The sequence below is a fragment of the Synechocystis sp. FACHB-908 genome, assembly GCF_014698595.1.
Classification (GTDB): Bacteria; Cyanobacteriota; Cyanobacteriia; order Cyanobacteriales; family Microcystaceae; genus Synechocystis.
Genome location: NZ_JACJTH010000045.1, coordinates 23220 through 41271 on the forward strand (window position 1 = coordinate 23220; position 18052 = coordinate 41271).

Consider the following 18052-nt stretch of genomic DNA (forward strand, 5'->3'; position numbering starts at 1 on the left):
GGAAGCCCGCAAGCTGCGAAAAGTTTGGCGACTAGAACAGCAAGCGGGCTCGAAGTTAAAAAAACTCTCCTGGAGGGAGGTCTTTCGTTATGCCATTTTTAGCAAGTTTGGGCAATGAAGCGCAAGCCAGATCCTGTGATCGCTATCCTTCAAGCTTCTTAAGAACTACCTATGACCCAGCAAAGACTAGGAGGTGGTCATGGGGATAATCAAGAATCACCTGAGCCCCCGTGCTCACTCAAAGAGAAAGACTAAAACTGCTTCTGACCATGAGTTACTCGGAGTTAGGATTAACGGCTTCCCAGTAGCCGTTGGTATTAGGAAAGGGGCTGGTCCCAAGGCTCAGCTTCACTCTATCCAGGGTGACCATCGAATATTGACCTACAAAAAGGCTACTTATTTTGCTGTCCCCATCAAAGGGAAAGTTAAGTCAGAGTCCGTAGAGGTACCTCAAAGCGAACCGAATCCAGCAATCAAAGAATTTTATCCTCGACAGGTTAAAGAAGATTTCCAGCGCCTGTTTAGCCATCCTTTTAAAGCCATTCTGAAAAATGATCAGGGGCAATGGTTCACGTGTAAGTATTCTCTGAATAAGAATCGAATCTGGAACTATTGGAAATCTCCGTCCACAACTATCGGCCTAGGCTTTGGAAAGTCGACATCGTGGGCAGCCCTTGACTTAGATGCTGATGGACGGTACCACAATAGTGAGTCCCTAGCGGGCATCAGAGAAGCACTAGAGGAATTAGCTATAGTATCTAGCCAGTTAGTGCAGTCAAGCGACTCTGGGGGCTGGCACCTGTTCATGTTCTTTGATCGTCCGGTTAAGACTTTTCCCCTAGCTTGTCTGCTCACCGAGACTTTAACTAGTGCTGGATTTTCTATTGAACCTGGTCATCTAGAAGTCTTTCCTAATCGTAAGCAGTGGAAGGCCGAGGGAAGCATTTATAACCGCATCAGACTACCCCTACAATCTGGGACAGGTTCTTTGATGCTGACCAATGATGGTGAGCTGGACTCAACTGGTTGGCCGGATAGTCTAGAGTTGTTTTTAAAGCGGGCAAAGGCCATCGCCAGAAAGAATGACACAGAGCGGATAGAGGAGCTGGGAGAAGAAGCTAAGAAGCGATTTGCTACAGCTCGCAAAGCCCAAGATCATGGCCCATTCCTTCCCACCAGATCATCCAAATGGCTCAAAGAAATTAATACCGTTCTCGAGGTTGGTTTCACAGCCCACCATCAAAGCAACGAAATCTTGAGGGCAGTTGCTGCTAAGGGGAGAGTCTTCCTTGGGTTAGGTGGAGAGGCCCTTGCTAGCTACATTGAGCAGACTGTAACGGAGCTTCCGGGTTATGGACAATGGTGTCGACACCAACCAGAAATTGCAGCTTGGTGCATACGTTGGGCACGGAGCGCAGAGAAAAAACTCTATCCGTTCAGAGGCAAGCCGAAGGTCGATAAAGCACTAACATCAGCAGGACCCAACAATCAGACAAGGGCCCGAGAAGCCCAGGAAAGGATAGCTAGGACGGTAGCCCAACTAACAGCCGAGAACTGTTGGCCAGAAGGAGCTAAAGCACGACTTAAACACATCATTAAGGGCGCTAAATGCTCCGCCAAAACTGCCTACAAATACAGCCAATTATGGCACCCCGTCTGTGCCCCCACAGCCCTACTACCTACCTGCCCAGGCCCTCGTTTGCCTGCGCCCCTCCACCTTTGCGATCGCCTCACCCCAGCTGCCCCCGCCTCTCCCATGTGCTCACTACCTCACGGCTCCTCCTAACTCTAAGTTGAACCTGTCCGCACCACCGAGCCCTTACCCGGATAGCCCTTGGATTCTTCAGAAGCGTAAGTCTCGAGTCCTTTGGAGGTCTGAGTCCATCGGACCCCCTGGTTGGCTCCGTAGTTGCTCTTACACCAATCACTCTAGGTATGGCCCGTATGTCCCTGCTTACTTTTCGTTGGAGCCGGAGCTTGACCCCCTCGGATTTTTATGTCCGCGATGGAAGGGTTATTCTTCTTTTCCTTACCTTGCTGGGGTTAGTGCTGTCCCACAGTGGGGGAACTATGCCCCGACAAACCCACTCTTGTCCCTGCCATGCTTAAGGCTGCGCCCAGAGCCTCATTATCCTTGGTTTGTCAGTAATCCACTACAGATGTGACGTTTGTGGTCTCTATCGGGACTTAGGTTGCTCTCTTGTTTGTGTGATTTTGCTGTTGCTTGGTCTTCGTCGTCGTTCCTTAACTTTCCTTCTTCTCTGGGTATGCTTCCTGGTAGTGCCCCCCCTTTGCTCCTATGTCCTCTACCCCTTCTTTATTTGTTTCTGTGACAGAATTGGCCCAGGAAGCCGGTGTGAGCGTTCGCACTGTCCAGACCTGGGCTAAGGCTGGTTACTTCTCTAAGCAAGGCTCCAACGCCTATGACATCCTTGGTTACTACCGTTGGTACACTCGCAGCCTGCGGCAGGATCTGGATGAACATAAGGCTAAAGTTGCTCGTTCTGACTGGGATACCAAGTGGCGTGAAGGTCGTGCGAGGAAGTCTCTCGCCGAAGCTTCTCTTGTTGAGTTACAAATGCAGAGTAAGGTTAAGCAGGTAGTTCCCATCGATCTTGTTATCTCAGAAATTGACAAGGTTTTGTCCTCTTCCATTCGTTTGTTCCGGGATCTACCTTCTTACTTTTCCGCCCCCCACTGCTATCAGTCTTCCTCTGAAGTTGCCGCTGCCCTAGAGCAAGCTGTGAGTCTGGCTTTAAAAGATTTTCAGTCCCAGCTTGTGAGTCTTTCTTTAGGTGCTGAATTAGTGGAGAAGTCAAAGGTCTTCCATGACTCATTCTCCTCCTCTGATACCTCGTCTTGACCTTCTGTTGTTTCTGTCAACGCTGTGATAGATGGATTGCTCAGTCTCTACCCAGCTTGTTGTGATGTTCACATCTGCATCTCTATGTCAGAGACCATTTCTCTAACTTTTTCTATCGTTAGGGTCGGGTCTTTCATGTTGACGTGCACATACTGGGAAGCATATTCTTCGATGCGCTTAAAGTTTTGCCGTGGTAGTTTAGCTTGATGCTCTTCCACGTTGAAACCTGCTAAGTAGTTACATACGGCTGACAGCGGCAAAAAATGTTTGAGTATAAGGCCATAGTTGATGCTTGTTGGAATTCGCTGCTTTGTCGCGTCACTGTTTAGTTCCTTCCAGTTCTCAAACTTGTCTTCATCTTTGATGACTAACCATGAGTAGGGTGCCCCGTAGAATAGGAGAGCTCGATGGTCTTGCCAGAAGATTTACTCTAGTTCTACCCTGGACCTGTCTGTGTAACTGTACTTTTCCATCTCTGAGTGCATGATGAAGAACGAGCAGTAGAGATGCCATGCTTTGATGTATAGCGGTCTAACGGATAGCTCGTAGTAGCCAAAGTCTAAACCCCTTGCCCTATCTCGAAGGATCTTCTGCTTGAGGGTAGACCTAGTGGTCTCTAAGTTGATGAATTTTCTGTCGAGAATGTCGCTCATAGTTTGAAGAATTGGCATAACCAATTCGTGAAACTATTAAGGGCTGAGTTCTTCCCAACCCTGTTCTGTTCTTTGTCTCTCTGGACCTGGGTTATGTTTAAACTTCCAATTTTTCCTCTTGTGTTGAGTGGTTCTCCCCAGCTATGGATGGGCTTGTCGCCTTAGTCTGTAACTGCTCAACGATGTGGAGCCCTTCCAACAGTGCTTGGGTTTCCTTAAGCTTCTCTATTAGGCTTAGTCTGATTACGTTTAATTCTGGATTTATAGCATCTTTGGGCGAATTTTTACTGATGTAATCTTTAAAAGCTTCCGTTTGCTCGTGATATCGCTTAATTTTAGAAAAAAGTGCGCACATGTGCGCACTTTTCTGCTTCTGCTGTTCATCTTCTGGGTCATTGAGGATTTTGGTGATATATCTACGACTTGCCCCAAATACAGACATTAACTCTCGGTTGATAGACTTTTGTCCTTTGCTGGGGCGACCTTTAAGCTTTTCATAGCCAGCCTCCTTTAGCTTACGGGCCGCTTCTCGAATTTCACTAGGGGTGTAGTTTTTGCGTTGGGTATTTTCTTCAACTTCAACTTGTAATGCCGTGAGGGTTGCTGTTTCTGCATCAATGTCCATAATGTTCACCGGCACTCCTTCGCCAAAGAATGCCGTAAATGTTTCTGGGGATTCTGCCGCTAATTTCTCTAGGGCTGCTTTACGATGTCCTCCGGCTAATAGCCTGTAGTGTCTGTCCACTGTTAACGGGGTAATCAGTCCCAGGACTTGAATACTTTCCACTAACTCTTTGACATGCTTAGCGTTAATTTGACGGGTATCTCCCTCTGGCCGATCGCCGATTTTGTCCAGGGGCACCAGTCCTTCCTTCATCTGTTGTCGTTGCAAGGTTTCTTCGGCTGCTTCCGAAGTAGCGGAGCGTGCTTGAGCTTTGCTTATGTCTAGAGATTGACGTTTTGCCATAATTTATACCTGCTGTTGTAACCAATGCCACAGAGCTCTAATCTCGTAGCTGGCTTTACTGCTTTGCTCCAACTCTGTTACTCCTCTACCCTGTGCTGCTGCCTGTTGAAAATCTGCCCTTGAACAAACAGCATGGGGGCTAATTGGGTAGCCCAATTGTGCGTCTTCTAGGTTGGTAATCAAGTCTTGAGACTTGGTGTTAGGGTGCAGTAGGTTAAGGACGATCGCCGCTGGTTTTTGGCTTAGTCTTACTGCTGAGAGGGTAGTGGACACCGAGTCTAAATCGAACTGTCCATAACGCAGTACCACCAATACAAAGTCTGATGCTTGCATTACCTCGATAATGCCGGCATCCAGGGTGCCGGGGGTATCAATGAAGTTCCAGTCTGTTGTTGCTTTTTCTAGAGTGGAGATTGCCCGCTTAGGGGGGACCGCAATAACCAGGGGACTATTATTGCCACGGCGATCGCCCCAGTCTGCTAGAGAAGCTTGGTCATCGCAGTCGAGAATAGTTGCATCTCTTGCTACCACGGCGAGGTTGGCACAGAGGGTGCTCTTGCCCACACCTCCTTTACGACTGACTATGGCTATGGTTTTTGACATGGGCTATTTATGATGGGCCTACTAATCAAGCTTATTGGTCTTAACCCGATATAAACATTCCGCAGGGGAGTAAATAGGCAAAGGACTCTCAACAAAGTCTTTGGTGTCACGGGTAATGATTGCAGTAAGTTGGTTAACTGTGGCACATGCCAATTGGACACTATCTTCAAAGTCTCTTAGATTGATGTCGAGGGCAACTTCGATAACTTGTAGATTCACGGGGCATAGTTGTAGTCCAATCAGTAGTCGCTTAACAGCTATAAGCGCCACCTCGCGGCTTTTGTTCTTACGAATGATGTAAAAAATATTGGTAACTGTTGTAGCCGCAATGTAAGCTTCGATGTTTCCCTGCTCGATTTCTTCAAAGATGGCTATGGTTTCTTCGATAAACGGTTCTCTCTCTAAAAGTAAGTCGAGAACAATATTGGTGTCGAGAAGTACTTTCACAGGATATTTACAGATACTTCTCTTTTAGGTAGTCAGTGTATTGCCTTTGTAACTCAGCGTCGCTAGGTACGGGGCCCGTTGGTTTGGCAATGCCCCGCAGTCCGGTAAGGGTGCCGGCGGGAATTTTGGGGCTAGAGACTTTTGGCCAAAGCGACTCGGCAAAATTGAGTATTTCGCTAACTTCCTTCTCTGGCAGAGTTTGAATTAGTTGGTAGAGTTTTTCTTGCGCTGTCATGGTGCTCAACCTTTGTTGATGGGCCTGATAATAAATACTCGTCTCTTCGTTACACTGTAATCAATATAAATCCCATTGTTGTCTTTCCCCTATGTCCATAGTAGTCAGTACCCGTCTGCCGGACTTAACCCACGAACGACTTCAACGTTTTGCTCGCTGTTTAGGTAAGACACCTAGTGAAACCACCGCCCTGCTAGTGGAAGAATCCTTGCGGCAGCAGGACTTTCCCTACATTGAATTTCGACAAACGCCCCTGGGTCGTCATGCCCATCTTAAAAACTCTACCCTGGCGGTCTGGGAAGTTGTCCGCATTGCCCAAGGGTATGCTTTAGACCCAGAAAAAACAGCACAACACTTCCAGCGTCCTCTGCCTTGGGTAAAATCGGCCTTACTTTATGCAGAGGCTTACCCCGAAGAGATCAACATCGCCATTACCGATGCTGGGGCCGTTAACGAAACCACATTGACCCGTCTGTTACCGCAGCTCGAAGTCCAAGGGCAGTCATAGCAGAACCCCATGTTAGGTTTTCTATTGGATGAACACATATCTCCGGTGGTGGCTCAGCAGGTTATTAGTAAGGCACCAGACATTGAAATATATCCCTTACTAACTTGGCAGGGAGGGCTGTATCTAGGATTTCCAGATGAGGTAATTTTGGAGGCTGCCACCACGGCACAATTGGTGTTGGTAACCTATGACCAAAAAACGATACCGCCCATTCTTTGGACTTGGGGAGAGCAGGGTCAGTCCCATAGCGGTATTATCTTCGTTGACTATCAGAGTATGCCGCCCCAAGATTTTGGGAGTCTAGTCCAGGCTTTGCTTAAATTATGGAAGGATGAACGGGAAAGGGGTTGGACCGATCGCCTGCTGTATCTCAAGTGTTCCTGATCCAGTTTGCTGTCCCATTAGCATTCTGCGCCCAGCTTTCTGGGAGTTACAGGCTAGTCCTCAGCTAACAACGTTTTTTAGTTAGGTTACTCCGTTCTCTCGCAAGGGTAGGATAGGACGGGATACGCTCTTGCCTGAAACATAGGACAGTGAATGTAGCAATAGCAGCATCCTATCAGTTCACTACAAAAACCCGAATTTATGAACCCAGTTAGCCACAACAACATTGTCAATTTCATCTGGGGCATTGCTGACGATGTGTTGCGTGATGTGTATGTGCGGGGCAAGTACCGTGATGTTATCCTGCCGATGACAGTGATCCGTCGTCTAGATGCAGTTCTGGAGCCGAGTAAGGAAAAGGTACTGACCATGAAGGGTTAACTGGATAGTGCGGCGATCGCCAATCAACATGCCGCCCTCTGTCAGGCTTCCGGGGAGGCTTTTTACAATGTCTCCCCCTTTACCCTGCGGGACTTGAAGAACCGTGCCAAGCAACAGCAACTAAAGGCTGATTTTGAGACCTATCTGGATGGGTTCTCCCAGAACGTTCAGGAGATCCTCGATAAGTTCAAGTTCCGTAACCAAATTCCAACATTAATTGAGGCGGACATCCTTGGGCACCTGTTGGAAAAGTTTCTCGACTCCCGTGTCAACCTCAGCCCTAAGCCGGTGCAAGACATAGATGGTAACGAGGTGCTTTCAGCCCTGGACAACCATTCCATGGGCACTATCTTTGAGGAACTAATCCGCCGCTTCAACGAAGAGAACAACGATGAGGCAGGGGAGCACTTCACCCCCCGGGATGTGGTCAAGCTCATGGCTGACCTAATCTTTCTGTCCATTGGTGACTTAATTGAATCCGGTACCTATCTCGTCTATGACGGTGCCTGTGGCACTGGGGGGATGTTAACGGTAGCGGAGGAGAGGCTAGCTGAACTGGCTCAAAATCAAGGTAAGGAGGTCTCTATTCACCTCTTTGGACAGGAGGTACAGCCAGAAACCTACGCCATTTCCAAGGCGGATTTACTGCTGAAGGGGGAAGGGGCGGAAGCGGAGAATATGAAGTACGGTTCCACCCTTTCCAGTGATGCGTTTCCGTCCCAGGAATTTGACTTCATGCTCTCTAATCCTCCTTACGGTAAAAGCTGGAAGACTGACTTGGAGCGCCTGGGGGGCAAGGGAGACATTAAAGACCCACGGTTTGTGACCCGGCATGGGGATGAAGCTGACTACAAGATGATTACCCGTTCCTCAGACGGACAGTTAATGTTCTTGGTCAATAAGCTGGCTAAGATGAAGCACAACACCCGCTTGGGTAGCCGTATTGCTGAGGTACACAACGGGTCGTCCCTCTTTACTGGGGATGCGGGCCAGGGAGAAAGTAATATCCGCCGCTGGATCATTGAAAACGACTGGTTGGAGACTATCATTGCCCTGCCGGAGAATATCTTCTACAACACCGGTATTGCCACCTATATCTGGCTGTTAAGCAACCGTAAGAACGAGGAGCGTCGGGGTAAGGTTCAGCTCATTGATGGGACGGAGTGGTATGTACCCTTACGCCGTAACCTCGGTAAGAAGAATTGTGAGCTTTCCGAGGAACAGATCCAAACTATTGTGGACCTGGTGGTCAATCCGAGGGAGACAGAGAAATCGAAGATCTTTCCCAATCAAGCTTTCGGCTACTGGAAGGTGACTGTCGATCGCCCTTTGCGGGTGGAGGGGGCAGATCCCCAGCGGGTTTACAAAGCCGCCGAAATTAAGGCGTTCAAAAGTGAAGGTAGGGTTACCGAAGAAGGGGTACCGATTATCAAGAAGATTCACAAGAAGGGAACCCGGCCTGATCCTATACACGGTTTGTTCGAGGTGGAGATTGGCGGCAAGCCCTGTGTGGTGGAGTATGAACCCGATAGTAATTTACGGGACAGCGAGCAGATTCCGTTGTTGGAGGATGGGGGCATCGAGGCGTTCTTTCGACGGGAGGTGTTACCCTACACCCCGGATGCCTGGATCGAGGCTAGCAAGACCCAGATAGGCTATGAAGTTTCCTTTACCCGTCATTTTTATAAGCCTGTGCCCATGCGGACTTTGGATGAGATCAAAGCGGATATCTATGCCCTAGAGCAGGAAACTGAGGGTTTGTTGGAACAAATTGTTGGGAATGCTTAGGATTATCACAGCTAAGATTAAGAAGGAAAGGTTGAAGGAGGACATTGGTTATGGTGACCACAGCCAGAGTAATGCACAGTGACCCTGATATTCTGGGGGGAGTCCCGGTCTTCGTCGGAACCAGAGTGCCCATTAAAACATTGCTTGATTACCTGGAAGCAGGGGATCCTCTGGATGAGTTTCTAGATCATTTTCCTAGCGTTCAGCGTCAACAGGCGATCGCCATTCTCGAACTAGCTAAGCAAATGCTAACTGCCTATGCGAATCCTGCTTGATGAATGCGCCCCCCGCCCTCTTAAACGGGAATTAGCCGATTATGAGATCCGCACTGTGACAGAAATGGGCTGGTCGGGTAAAAAGAATGGTGCATTGTTGCGGCTGATGAATCAGGAGGGATTTACAGTTCTCCTAACCACAGACCAGAATCTAAGGTATCAGCAGAATTTAGAGCAAATGGATGTAGCTGTTATTGTTTTGATAGCCCCTAGCAATCGATTGGCAGATTTAGTACCTTTAATTCCTGGTGTCCGGGATGTGCTGAGAACAATCACTTCTGGCCAAGTTGTTGAAGTTGGAGCAGAACAAAATGTTGGAGAGGTGGAGCGATGAAACTGAAGCCCTATCCCGAATATAAGGATTCTGGCGTGTCTTGGCTGGGACAGATTCCAGCACATTGGGACATAAAACCAGGTTTTGCCTTTCTGTCAGAACGGAAGGAAAAGAATACTGGCATGAAAGAATCGACCGTTCTGTCGCTGAGTTATGGACAAATAGTTGTCAAACCACCCGAGAAACTTCATGGCTTAGTACCTGAATCTTTTGAAACTTATCAGATTGCAGAGCCTGGCAATATCATTATTAGAGGCACAGATCTTCAAAATGACAAAGTGAGTCTTCGTGTAGGAAAGGTAAGAAATAGGGGGATTATTACCTCAGCCTATCTTTGTCTGGAAACTAAAGAAAAGTTCAATCCAGACTATGCCCATTTGCTGTTGCATGGGTATGACTTGATGAAAATTTATTACGGCATGGGGTCGGGACTTCGCCAAAACCTATCTTTTAGCGACTTTAAACGATTACCTCTTCTAGCTCCACCAGAAAGTGAACAAAGTAAAATCAACAAATATCTACAATCAATTCAAGTTCAGATCAACAAATTCATACGCAACAAGCGGCGGCTGATAGAACTACTCAAGGAGCAGAAGCAAAACATCATCAACCAGGCTGTGACTCGTGGGTTAGATCCTAATGTTAAGCTCAAACCTAGTGGCGTAAAGTGGATAGGGGATATTCCAGAGTATTGGAGTTTTTTAAAACTGAAACGAATTGCTTGTGTCAAAACTGGATATGCTTTCAAGAGTGATCATTACAAGTCTGTAGGAATTCCTTTGATAAGGATCGGAGACTTAAAACATTCTGGTTTAGTTGATATAAAACAAGCCGTCAAACTCCAGGAGTCCGACCTTACCCATTTTAGTTGTTTTAAGATTCAATACGGAGATCTTTTAATGGCTATGACCGGCGCAACTATTGGGAAAGTTGCAAAGTATCAACATCAAACAGAGGCACTGTTAAATCAGCGTGTTTGCTCGTTTCGCTCCTTTGAATCTAAATGCTTTCAGGATTATTTACTATTTATACTTAGTTCTGAGGTTTACTTAAAGCAAGTAACAATATTCTGTTATGGCGGAGCACAACCAAATATCTCTGATTCGACTTTGATGTCTTTTAAGATTCCAGTACCACCAATAAGCGAACAGCAAGCAATACTATCTTACGTTCAAGAACAGACAAAAACAACAGATTCTGCCGTCAGCCGTGCCGAGCGTGAAATCGAACTCATACAGGAATATTATACCCGGCTAATGTCCGATGTGGTCACCGGCCAGGTGGATGTACGGGACATTGAAGTACCAGAAATTACCGAAGAAGACCTCCTAACCCTAGAGGACAAAAGCGAGGTGGTGGATGATGACCTAGTGCAGGAGGAGGACGAATGAAACGCCAATCTGTCCTGCAATTACTGAGCCAAAGTAAAGCGGACTTACAAGCCAGGTTTGGTGTTACTCGGTTAGCACTGTTTGGCTCCACTGCAAGGGATGAAGCTGGCCCCCATAGTGATGTAGATATTCTTGTTGGCTTCGATGGCCCTGCCACATCCCATAGATACTTCGGGGTGCAGTTTTATCTGGAAGATTTGTTAGGTTGTGCGGTGGACTTAGTAACAGAAAAAGCCCTCAGACCAGAGCTACATCCCTATGTGGAACGGGAGAGAATATATGTCTGAGCCAGCATCACCAGAAAAAAAAGTCATCATCATCGCTGGCCCCAATGGAGCAGGAAAAACCACCTTTGCTGAAGAATTCTTACCCCAGGAAGCCCAGTGTTTAACCTTTATCAACGCCGATCTCATCGCCGCTGGATTAGCACCCTTTGAACCAGAACAGGCCGCATTTCGAGCTGGGAGACTAATGCTAGAGGAGATCTACAACCATGCCCAGCGGGGGCAGAACTTTGCCTTTGAGACAACTTTAAGTGGACGTAGTTACGCCCGTCTTATTCCTACCTGGCAGGCCCAGAGTTACATCGTCAAGCTCTTCTTTCTTCAACTACTATCTCCTGAGCTAGCCATTGCCCGGGTGGCGCAACGTGTTCGAGCTGGGGGGCATCATGTTCCTGAAGCCATTATCCGCCGACGCTTTGCCGCCGGGTTACATAACCTGGAGACTCTCTACAAACTAATAGTTGATGAATGGGTCTGCTATGACAACTCAGGCAATGAACCTGTGCTTATTAACAAAGGAGGTAAGTTATGACCAATCAACAGGGTAATGTTAATGCTCGCAACAGAGAAGAAGATCCCGACATCCTAGGCTCAGAGAAAGCTCTAAGACGGGCCGCTCAGAGGGCACGGGAGAGGGCTAAACAGGCTGGAATCGGAGTGATAATCCTCAAAGACGGTGAAATCGTCGAAGAACTGCCAGATTCTTAACTTTACAGCGGCTAAAAACTAGCAACAGAGGACGAAGAATGACCGTTCCCGCTCAGCCTAAGATTTACCACATTGTCCATGTGGATCGGTTGCCCTCAATTATTGCTGATGGGTGTCTGTGGTGCGATGCGGCGATCTCTCAACGGAATCCGGCAGGGACAACCATCGGGATGAACAAAATCAAGCAACGGCGGTTGAAGGAATTAACCTTGACTAGCCATCCAAGTTTGTACGTAGGCCAATGTGTGCCTTTCTACTTTTGTCCACGTTCCATCATGTTGTTTTTGATCCACAAAAAGAATACAGAGTTGACCTATCAGGGAGGACAGGAACCGATTATTCACCTGGAGGGAGATTTAATCCAAGCTGTGAACTGGGCAGATCAAAACAACCTCCGCTGGGCCTTCACCCTCTCCAATGCTGGGTCATCTTACTTTGAAGACCGCAATAGCTTAGCGCAGTTACACGAAATTGACTGGGCCGCCGTGCAAGCGACTAATTGGCAGACCTGTAAAGAGGGCAAGCAGGCAGAGTTTTTGGTGGAAAGCACTTTTCCATGGCATCTTGTCGAGCGTATCGGGGTAAAATCACGAGTAATTTATGATCAAGTTATCAAAGCTCTGCCCACAGGAGGACACCATCCACAGGTAGAGGTTCGACCGGACTGGTATTACTAATCTGGAGGAGGCGCTAATGTTTGAATGTAAAAGTGGCAACATCCTAACAGAAGATACCGAAGCCCTGGTCAACACCGTCAACTGTGTGGGCGTGATGGGCCGTGGGATCGCGCTACAGTTCAAGAAAGCCTTCCCAGAGAACTTCAAAGCCTATGCCCAGGCTTGTAAAGAGGAAAAAGTTAAGCCCGGCGAAATGTTTGTCTTTCAAACCGGACAACTGGTAAACCCTCGCTTTATCATCAACTTTCCAACCAAACGTCACTGGCGTACCCATAGCCGTATAGATGATATTGAAAACGGACTAAAAGCCCTTAAATGTACTATACAGAAATACAAGATTCGCTCTATCGCCATTCCCCCCTTAGGTTGTGGGTTGGGGGGCCTTGATTGGGCTGAAGTTAAAACCCGCATTGAAGTAATCCTCAAGCCTCTTGATAACGTACAGATTATCCTCTATGAACCCCATGGTGAACTATCCCAAGCAAAAACGGTACAGAGTCTTCGTGCGCCAAAGATGACCCCTGGTAGAGCTGTGTTAGTTGAGTTGGTCAGCCGATATCTCCAAGGTTTGTTAGATCCCTTTATCACTCTGCTAGAAATACACAAGCTAATGTATTTTATGCAAGAGTCAGGGGAATTCCTGCAACTCAGGTATGCAAAAGCGCCCTACGGCCCTTACGCCGAAAACCTGCGCCATGTCCTGAATGTTATTGAAGGACATCTCATCACCGGATATGCAGATGGGGGTGATCAACCCAATAAACCCATAGCCCTACTGCCCAATGCAATTGAGAAAGCAACTACATTCCTACAGGATTATCCAGAAACCCATACTAGGTTTGAGAAAGTGACCGATTTAGTGGAAGGATTTGAGTCTCCTTTCGGTTTAGAACTACTGTCAACCGTGCACTGGATAGTCAAGAATGAACCAGTCAATTCTTTGTCTGATGTTATTGATCGCACCTACGCATGGAACCAGCGTAAGCAACAATTCACCCAAAGACAAATCGAGCTAGCAGTCAATGTTTTGAACAAAAAGGGCTGGATTAATCGTCCTTATTAACTTCAATGAAAACCACTGACACCAGCGAGAAGGGCCTAGAAACCATAATTGTTAACTCCTTGGTCAATGAGGCAGGCTATGTTCTGGGCGACCCTAAAGACTACGACAGGGAACATGCCGTTGACCTGGTGAAGCTGTTGGAATTTCTAGAGACAACCCAGCCCGATACCTATGGGGTACTTGGCATCAACAGAGAAGGCCCCAAGCGTACCCAGTTCTTGCACCGGCTACAGGGGGAGATTGCCAAACGGGGTGTAGTGGACGCATTGCAGACTGGTATCAGGCATGGCCCTGCCCACGTAGAGCTTTTCTATGGCACCCCTACCCCTGGTAACGTTAAAGCAGTGGAACGGTTCAGTAACAACATTTTCAGTGTCACCCGCCAACTCCGCTACAGCTCAGTGGAGACGGCTCTGTCATTGGACATGGCCGTGTTCATCAACGGATTACCCATTGCCACCTTCGAGCTAAAGAATCGGCTCACCAAGCAGACTGTACTGGACGCAGTAGAGCAATATCAAAGGGATCGAGACCCCAAGGAACTGCTATTGCAGTTTGGTCGCTGTGCAGTGCATTTTGCAGTGGATGACCATGAGGTACGCTTCTGTACCCACCTGACTGGTAAGGGTTCTTGGTTTCTACCCTTCAACAAAGGTCACAACGACGGGGCAGGTAATCCTCCCAATCCTAACGGCATTGCCACTGACTACCTGTGGAAAGAAGTCCTTACCAAAGAGGGGCTGACCGACATCCTAGAAAACTACGCTCAGATAGTGGAGGAGAAGGACGAAAAGACCTGCAGGAAGAAGCTTAAGCAGGTCTTCCCTCGCTATCACCAATTGACAGTGGTGCGTCAGCTTCTGGCTACGGCTAAGCAAGATGGAGTGGGGAAACGTTACCTGATCCAACATTCAGCCGGTAGCGGTAAGAGTAACTCTATTGCCTGGCTTGCTCATCAACTAGTGGGACTAGAGCAGGATGGCAAAGCCCTATTCGACTCCATCATCGTTGTGACCGATCGCCAGGTACTGGACCGGCAGATTCGCAACACCATCAAACAGTTTGCCCAAGTCTCCGCCACGGTGGGCCATGCAGAACGCTCCGGCGACCTACGCCAATTTATCAAAGACGGCAAGAAAGTCATCATCACCACGGTGCAGAAGTTTCCCTTCATCCTCAACGAAATCGGGGACGAACATCGCCAGAGTAAATTCGCCATTGTCATTGACGAAGCCCACTCCAGCCAAGGAGGCAAAACCACTGCCGCCATGAACCGGGTGCTGGAAGGAACAGCCTCCTACAACGTTGCCAACGAAGAGGAAGAAGAAACTACCGAGGACAAGATCAACCGGATCTTGGAGGGACGGAAAATGGTTACCAACGCCAGCTACTTCGCCTTCACTGCCACTCCTAAAAATAAGACCCTGGAGATATTCGGTCAGCCCGCCCCCCAGCCCGATGGCACTGTCAAACATTACCCCTTCCATAGCTACACCATGAAGCAGGCTATCCAGGAGGGCTTTATCCTCGATGTGCTGAAAAGTTACACCCCCGTGGAGAGCTATTACCGCCTAGCCAAGACGGTGGAGGATGACCCCCTCTTCGATGCTAAGAAAGCCCAAAAGAAACTGCGCCGCTATGTGGAATCCCACCAACATGCCATCCGGGAGAAGACCGAGATCATGGTGGACCACTTCCACACCCAAGTAATCAACCACGGCAAGATTGGTGGGCAGGCTCGGGCGATGGTCATCACCAACGGTATTGGGCAAGCTATCCAGTACTTCTACGCCTTCAAAGACTACCTGCGGGAACGGAAAAGCCCCTACCAGGCGATCGTCGCCTTTTCTGGAGAGTATGACTACGGAGGGCAGAAGGTCACAGAAGCCACCCTCAACGGCTTCCCTAGTAGTCAGATCACCGACAAGATAGAGGAAGACCCTTACCGCTTTCTCATCGTCGCCGACAAGTACCAGACCGGTTACGACCAGCCCCTACTACACACCATGTATGTGGATAAGGCCCTCTCCGGTATCAAAGCGGTGCAGACACTCTCTCGACTTAACCGTGCCCATCCCCAGAAGTACGACACCTTCGTGCTGGATTTCTACAACGATTCAGGCACTATCCAATCGTCCTTTGACCCCTATTACCGCACTACCATCCTCAGTAATGAGACCGACCCCAACAAGCTCCATGACTTGAAGGCAGATCTGGACAGCCACCAGGTCTATACACAGGAGCAAATCCAGTATCTAGTGGAGTTGTACCTGAACGGTGCAGATCGGGATAGGCTTGACCCAGTTTTGGATGCCTGCGTAGCCGCCTACAACGCAGATCTCGATGAAGATGGACAAGTGGACTTCAAGGGTAAGGCGAAGGCCTTTGTCCGCACCTACGGCTTCCTTGCCTCAATCCTGCCCTACTCCAATGCCGATTGGGAAAAACTATCCATCTTCCTCAACTTCCTCATTCCCAAGCTCCCTGCCCCCAAAGAAGAGGATCTATCCCGGGGCATCCTAGAGGCGATCGACATGGATAGCTACCGTGTTGAACTAAAAACTAGTCTGAAGATCGACCTAGCAGATGAGGATGCCGAGATTAAACCTGTGCCAACCGCCGGCGGGGGCAGTAAACCGGAGGCAGACCTAGACCAGTTAAGTAACATCATCAAGGCTTTCAATGATCAGTTCGGAAACATTAATTGGAAAGACAATGACAAGATTCGTCGGGTCATCGCTGAGGAGATTCCAGCCAAGGTAGCGGCGGACGTAGCCTATCAGAATGCCATGAGGAACAACGACAAGAGGACTGCCAGAATCGAACATGATGCTGCCCTACAGCGGGTGATGATTGAATTGTTGGCTGACCACACAGAGTTGTTCAAGCAGTTTAGTGATAATCAGTCCTTCAAGAAATGGCTGGGCGACACCATCTTTGGTGCAACCTACCGGGAAAACTGGGAAGCAGGTTGATGTAAAAAGCTTCAGGTACTAAATTGGCCCCTGAGCTTCCATCCTCTTGGATGAGATTATTCGTCAGCGTAAACAGAACGCCCTCAACTATGAAGCCTATCTACAAGAGCTTGCCACTCTGGTCAGAAAAGTAGCAACAGGGCAGTCCGACGATACTCCCAAGGCGATCGACACTCCCGCCAAGCGTGCCCTTTACAATAACCTAGGACAGGACGAAATCTTGACCCTCAAAGTACACCAGGCAGTAATGAGTAGTAAAAGCGATGGCTTTCGGGGCAATCAAGCCAAGGAAAACCTGATCAAACAAGCTCTATACCAAGTTCTGAATGATGTGGACAGAGTGGAGCAGATTTTTAACATTGTTAAACAGCAGGATGAATACTAGCATCACCACCACTCTGCACTTGGGAGAACTGACCGTTGCCATTACCTACAAAGGGATTAAAAATGTGCATCTAACAGTTCATCCTCCCCAAGGAGAAGTGCGAGTATCGGCACCCTTGACCATGAACCCTGATACAGTGCGAGTCTTTATCATTTCTAAGCTTGCTTGGATCAGACAACAACGCCGTAGGATCCTAGCCCAGGAAAGGGAAGCCCCTAGGGAGTATGTAAACCGGGAAAGTCATCTTGTCTGGGGTCAACGTTACCTGTTGAAAGTGGTGGAGCACCAAGCACCACCAAAAGTAAACCTTGCTCCCAAGACTTTGGATCTTTATGTTCGTCCCCACACCCCCCAGGAGAAGCGCCACCAAGTGATCAGTGAATGGTACCGTCAACAAATCAAAGATGTAGTCCCTGGTCTCATTGCTAAGTATGAGACCGTTATGGGAGTCGAAGTGCGTGAATTTGGAGTTAAACGAATGAAGACCCGCTGGGGCACCTGTAACCCCAGGGCTCAGCGTATTTGGCTCAACCTAGAGTTAGCAAAAAAGCCCCCAGCCTGCCTAGAGTACGTCGTAGTTCACGAGATGACCCATCTACTAGAACCTAAGCATAATGACCGCTTCTGGGGATTCATAGATAGCTTTTACCCGCAGTGGCAACACTATAGAGATGAGCTTAACCGCTTACCCCTAGGGTGAGCAGGGCTTTAGGAGTCAATATCAATGTCGCCAAACTCTTCTTCGTATAGAAGACCCCGATTAAACATTATGACTTTGAGATAAATACTAATAATATTTTCAAATTCTTTGAGTGTTATCTCCTCTGGGTCTGAATCTAGAATATCTTTGCTTTTAGCATTGATACTTTTCACTGTTGATAGTAGGTTTAATTGTCTATCCAATGACATTACTGGATGACTTAGTTCAATTAATGATTGAACCGATAGTTTGTTTAGTTCATCACTAAAATTATAGTAGTTTCAAATAAAGCTGAGACGCTAAACGCCACAGTAAGAACGGATAATTTCATCAAGAGACGTGTCAATAGGAGCGTACATTCTAGCTCGTTTCAAGGCACTAAAGTCATGCTCAATATCATTTAAATCAGGAGAATATTTCGGCAAAAAAAG

Annotated in this window: 21 protein-coding genes and 1 pseudogene; 17 read left to right on the forward strand and 5 right to left on the reverse strand. The window is 48.0% G+C overall.

Annotation, left to right across the window (positions count from 1 at the left end; genetic code table 11):
- The first annotated feature begins 376 nt into the window (after window positions 1-376).
- On the forward strand, window positions 377-1786 hold the full coding sequence (locus H6G46_RS17535) for a hypothetical protein (RefSeq protein ID WP_223211249.1): 1410 nt from the start codon (window positions 377-379) through the stop codon (window positions 1784-1786).
- Between the two features lie 513 nt (window positions 1787-2299).
- On the forward strand, window positions 2300-2863 hold the full coding sequence (locus H6G46_RS17540; protein ID WP_199303651.1) for a hypothetical protein: 564 nt from the start codon (window positions 2300-2302) through the stop codon (window positions 2861-2863).
- Window positions 2864-3613: 750 nt separating this feature from the next.
- Here H6G46_RS17540 and H6G46_RS17545 read toward each other — a convergent pair.
- From H6G46_RS17545 to H6G46_RS17560, 4 genes are read right to left on the reverse strand one after another with little or no spacing between them, the layout of a single operon-like run.
- The gene (locus tag H6G46_RS17545; RefSeq protein WP_011153787.1) at window positions 3614-4483 is read right to left on the reverse strand and encodes a ParB/RepB/Spo0J family partition protein; all 870 of its coding nucleotides are present in this window, start codon (window positions 4481-4483) and stop codon (window positions 3614-3616) included.
- Between the two features lie 3 nt (window positions 4484-4486).
- Window positions 4487-5086, reverse strand: coding sequence for a ParA family protein (locus H6G46_RS17550; protein WP_011153786.1), 600 nt, complete (start codon window positions 5084-5086; stop codon window positions 4487-4489).
- Between the two features lie 21 nt (window positions 5087-5107).
- Window positions 5108-5533 carry a PIN domain-containing protein gene (locus tag H6G46_RS17555; protein WP_011153785.1) on the reverse strand — a complete coding sequence of 142 codons (426 nt, stop codon included), beginning with the start codon at window positions 5531-5533 and terminating at the stop codon, window positions 5108-5110.
- 7 nt (window positions 5534-5540) lie between these two features.
- Window positions 5541-5768 carry a DUF2281 domain-containing protein gene (locus H6G46_RS17560; RefSeq protein WP_011153784.1) on the reverse strand — a complete coding sequence of 76 codons (228 nt, stop codon included), beginning with the start codon at window positions 5766-5768 and terminating at the stop codon, window positions 5541-5543.
- Window positions 5769-5859: 91 nt separating this feature from the next.
- Here H6G46_RS17560 and H6G46_RS17565 point away from each other — a divergent pair, with 91 nt between their 5' ends.
- The 15 genes and pseudogenes from H6G46_RS17565 to H6G46_RS17635 all read left to right on the forward strand — a co-directional run bounded on the left by H6G46_RS17565 (window position 5860) and on the right by H6G46_RS17635 (window position 17621).
- Entirely contained in the window at window positions 5860-6276 is a 417-nt protein-coding gene (locus H6G46_RS17565) for a hypothetical protein (RefSeq protein WP_011153783.1), read from the forward strand.
- Between the two features lie 9 nt (window positions 6277-6285).
- Window positions 6286-6660, forward strand: a complete 375-nt coding sequence (locus tag H6G46_RS17570; RefSeq protein ID WP_011153782.1) for a DUF5615 family PIN-like protein — start codon at window positions 6286-6288, stop codon at window positions 6658-6660.
- Between the two features lie 201 nt (window positions 6661-6861).
- Window positions 6862-7284, forward strand: a pseudogene (locus H6G46_RS18570) (type I restriction-modification system subunit M N-terminal domain-containing protein); the annotation flags it as partial.
- 96 nt (window positions 7285-7380) lie between these two features.
- Window positions 7381-8829, forward strand: a complete 1449-nt coding sequence (locus tag H6G46_RS17580) for a class I SAM-dependent DNA methyltransferase (protein WP_199303653.1) — start codon at window positions 7381-7383, stop codon at window positions 8827-8829.
- A 50-nt stretch (window positions 8830-8879) separates the two neighbouring features.
- Entirely contained in the window at window positions 8880-9104 is a 225-nt protein-coding gene (locus H6G46_RS17585) for a DUF433 domain-containing protein (RefSeq protein ID WP_011153779.1), read from the forward strand.
- Window positions 9088-9438: a DUF5615 family PIN-like protein gene (locus tag H6G46_RS17590; RefSeq protein ID WP_011153778.1), complete on the forward strand. Its 351-nt coding sequence runs from the start codon at window positions 9088-9090 to the stop codon at window positions 9436-9438. The genes H6G46_RS17585 and H6G46_RS17590 overlap by 17 nt, the downstream gene beginning before the upstream one ends.
- Window positions 9435-10829: a restriction endonuclease subunit S gene (locus H6G46_RS17595; RefSeq protein ID WP_011153777.1), complete on the forward strand. Its 1395-nt coding sequence runs from the start codon at window positions 9435-9437 to the stop codon at window positions 10827-10829. The genes H6G46_RS17590 and H6G46_RS17595 overlap by 4 nt, the downstream gene beginning before the upstream one ends.
- A complete protein-coding gene (locus H6G46_RS17600) occupies window positions 10826-11116 on the forward strand; it encodes a nucleotidyltransferase family protein (protein ID WP_011153776.1) in 291 nt (96 codons plus the stop codon). The genes H6G46_RS17595 and H6G46_RS17600 overlap by 4 nt, the downstream gene beginning before the upstream one ends.
- Complete coding sequence (locus H6G46_RS17605) at window positions 11109-11645, forward strand: zeta toxin family protein (protein ID WP_041428288.1); 537 nt, start codon at window positions 11109-11111, stop codon at window positions 11643-11645. The genes H6G46_RS17600 and H6G46_RS17605 overlap by 8 nt, the downstream gene beginning before the upstream one ends.
- A complete protein-coding gene (locus H6G46_RS17610) occupies window positions 11642-11821 on the forward strand; it encodes a hypothetical protein (protein WP_011153774.1) in 180 nt (59 codons plus the stop codon). The genes H6G46_RS17605 and H6G46_RS17610 overlap by 4 nt, the downstream gene beginning before the upstream one ends.
- Window positions 11822-11859: 38 nt before the next feature.
- Complete coding sequence (locus H6G46_RS17615) at window positions 11860-12498, forward strand: DUF4433 domain-containing protein (RefSeq protein WP_011153773.1); 639 nt, start codon at window positions 11860-11862, stop codon at window positions 12496-12498.
- Window positions 12499-12514: 16 nt separating this feature from the next.
- Window positions 12515-13561 (forward strand): macro domain-containing protein, encoded by a 1047-nt coding sequence (locus H6G46_RS17620; protein WP_011153772.1) that lies wholly within the window; start codon window positions 12515-12517, stop codon window positions 13559-13561.
- Between the two features lie 5 nt (window positions 13562-13566).
- On the forward strand, window positions 13567-16536 hold the full coding sequence (locus H6G46_RS17625; RefSeq protein WP_011153818.1) for a type I restriction endonuclease subunit R: 2970 nt from the start codon (window positions 13567-13569) through the stop codon (window positions 16534-16536).
- A gap of 46 nt (window positions 16537-16582) precedes the next feature.
- Window positions 16583-16921 carry a hypothetical protein gene (locus H6G46_RS17630; RefSeq protein WP_041428293.1) on the forward strand — a complete coding sequence of 113 codons (339 nt, stop codon included), beginning with the start codon at window positions 16583-16585 and terminating at the stop codon, window positions 16919-16921.
- Window positions 16911-17621: a SprT family zinc-dependent metalloprotease gene (locus H6G46_RS17635; protein ID WP_011153817.1), complete on the forward strand. Its 711-nt coding sequence runs from the start codon at window positions 16911-16913 to the stop codon at window positions 17619-17621. Before H6G46_RS17630 ends, H6G46_RS17635 begins: the two co-directional genes overlap by 11 nt.
- Before the next feature lie 299 nt (window positions 17622-17920).
- Here the strand turns inward: H6G46_RS17635 and H6G46_RS17640 are convergent.
- A partial coding sequence (locus H6G46_RS17640; protein ID WP_190759818.1) for a transposase occupies window positions 17921-18052 on the reverse strand: 132 nt, incomplete at its 5' end.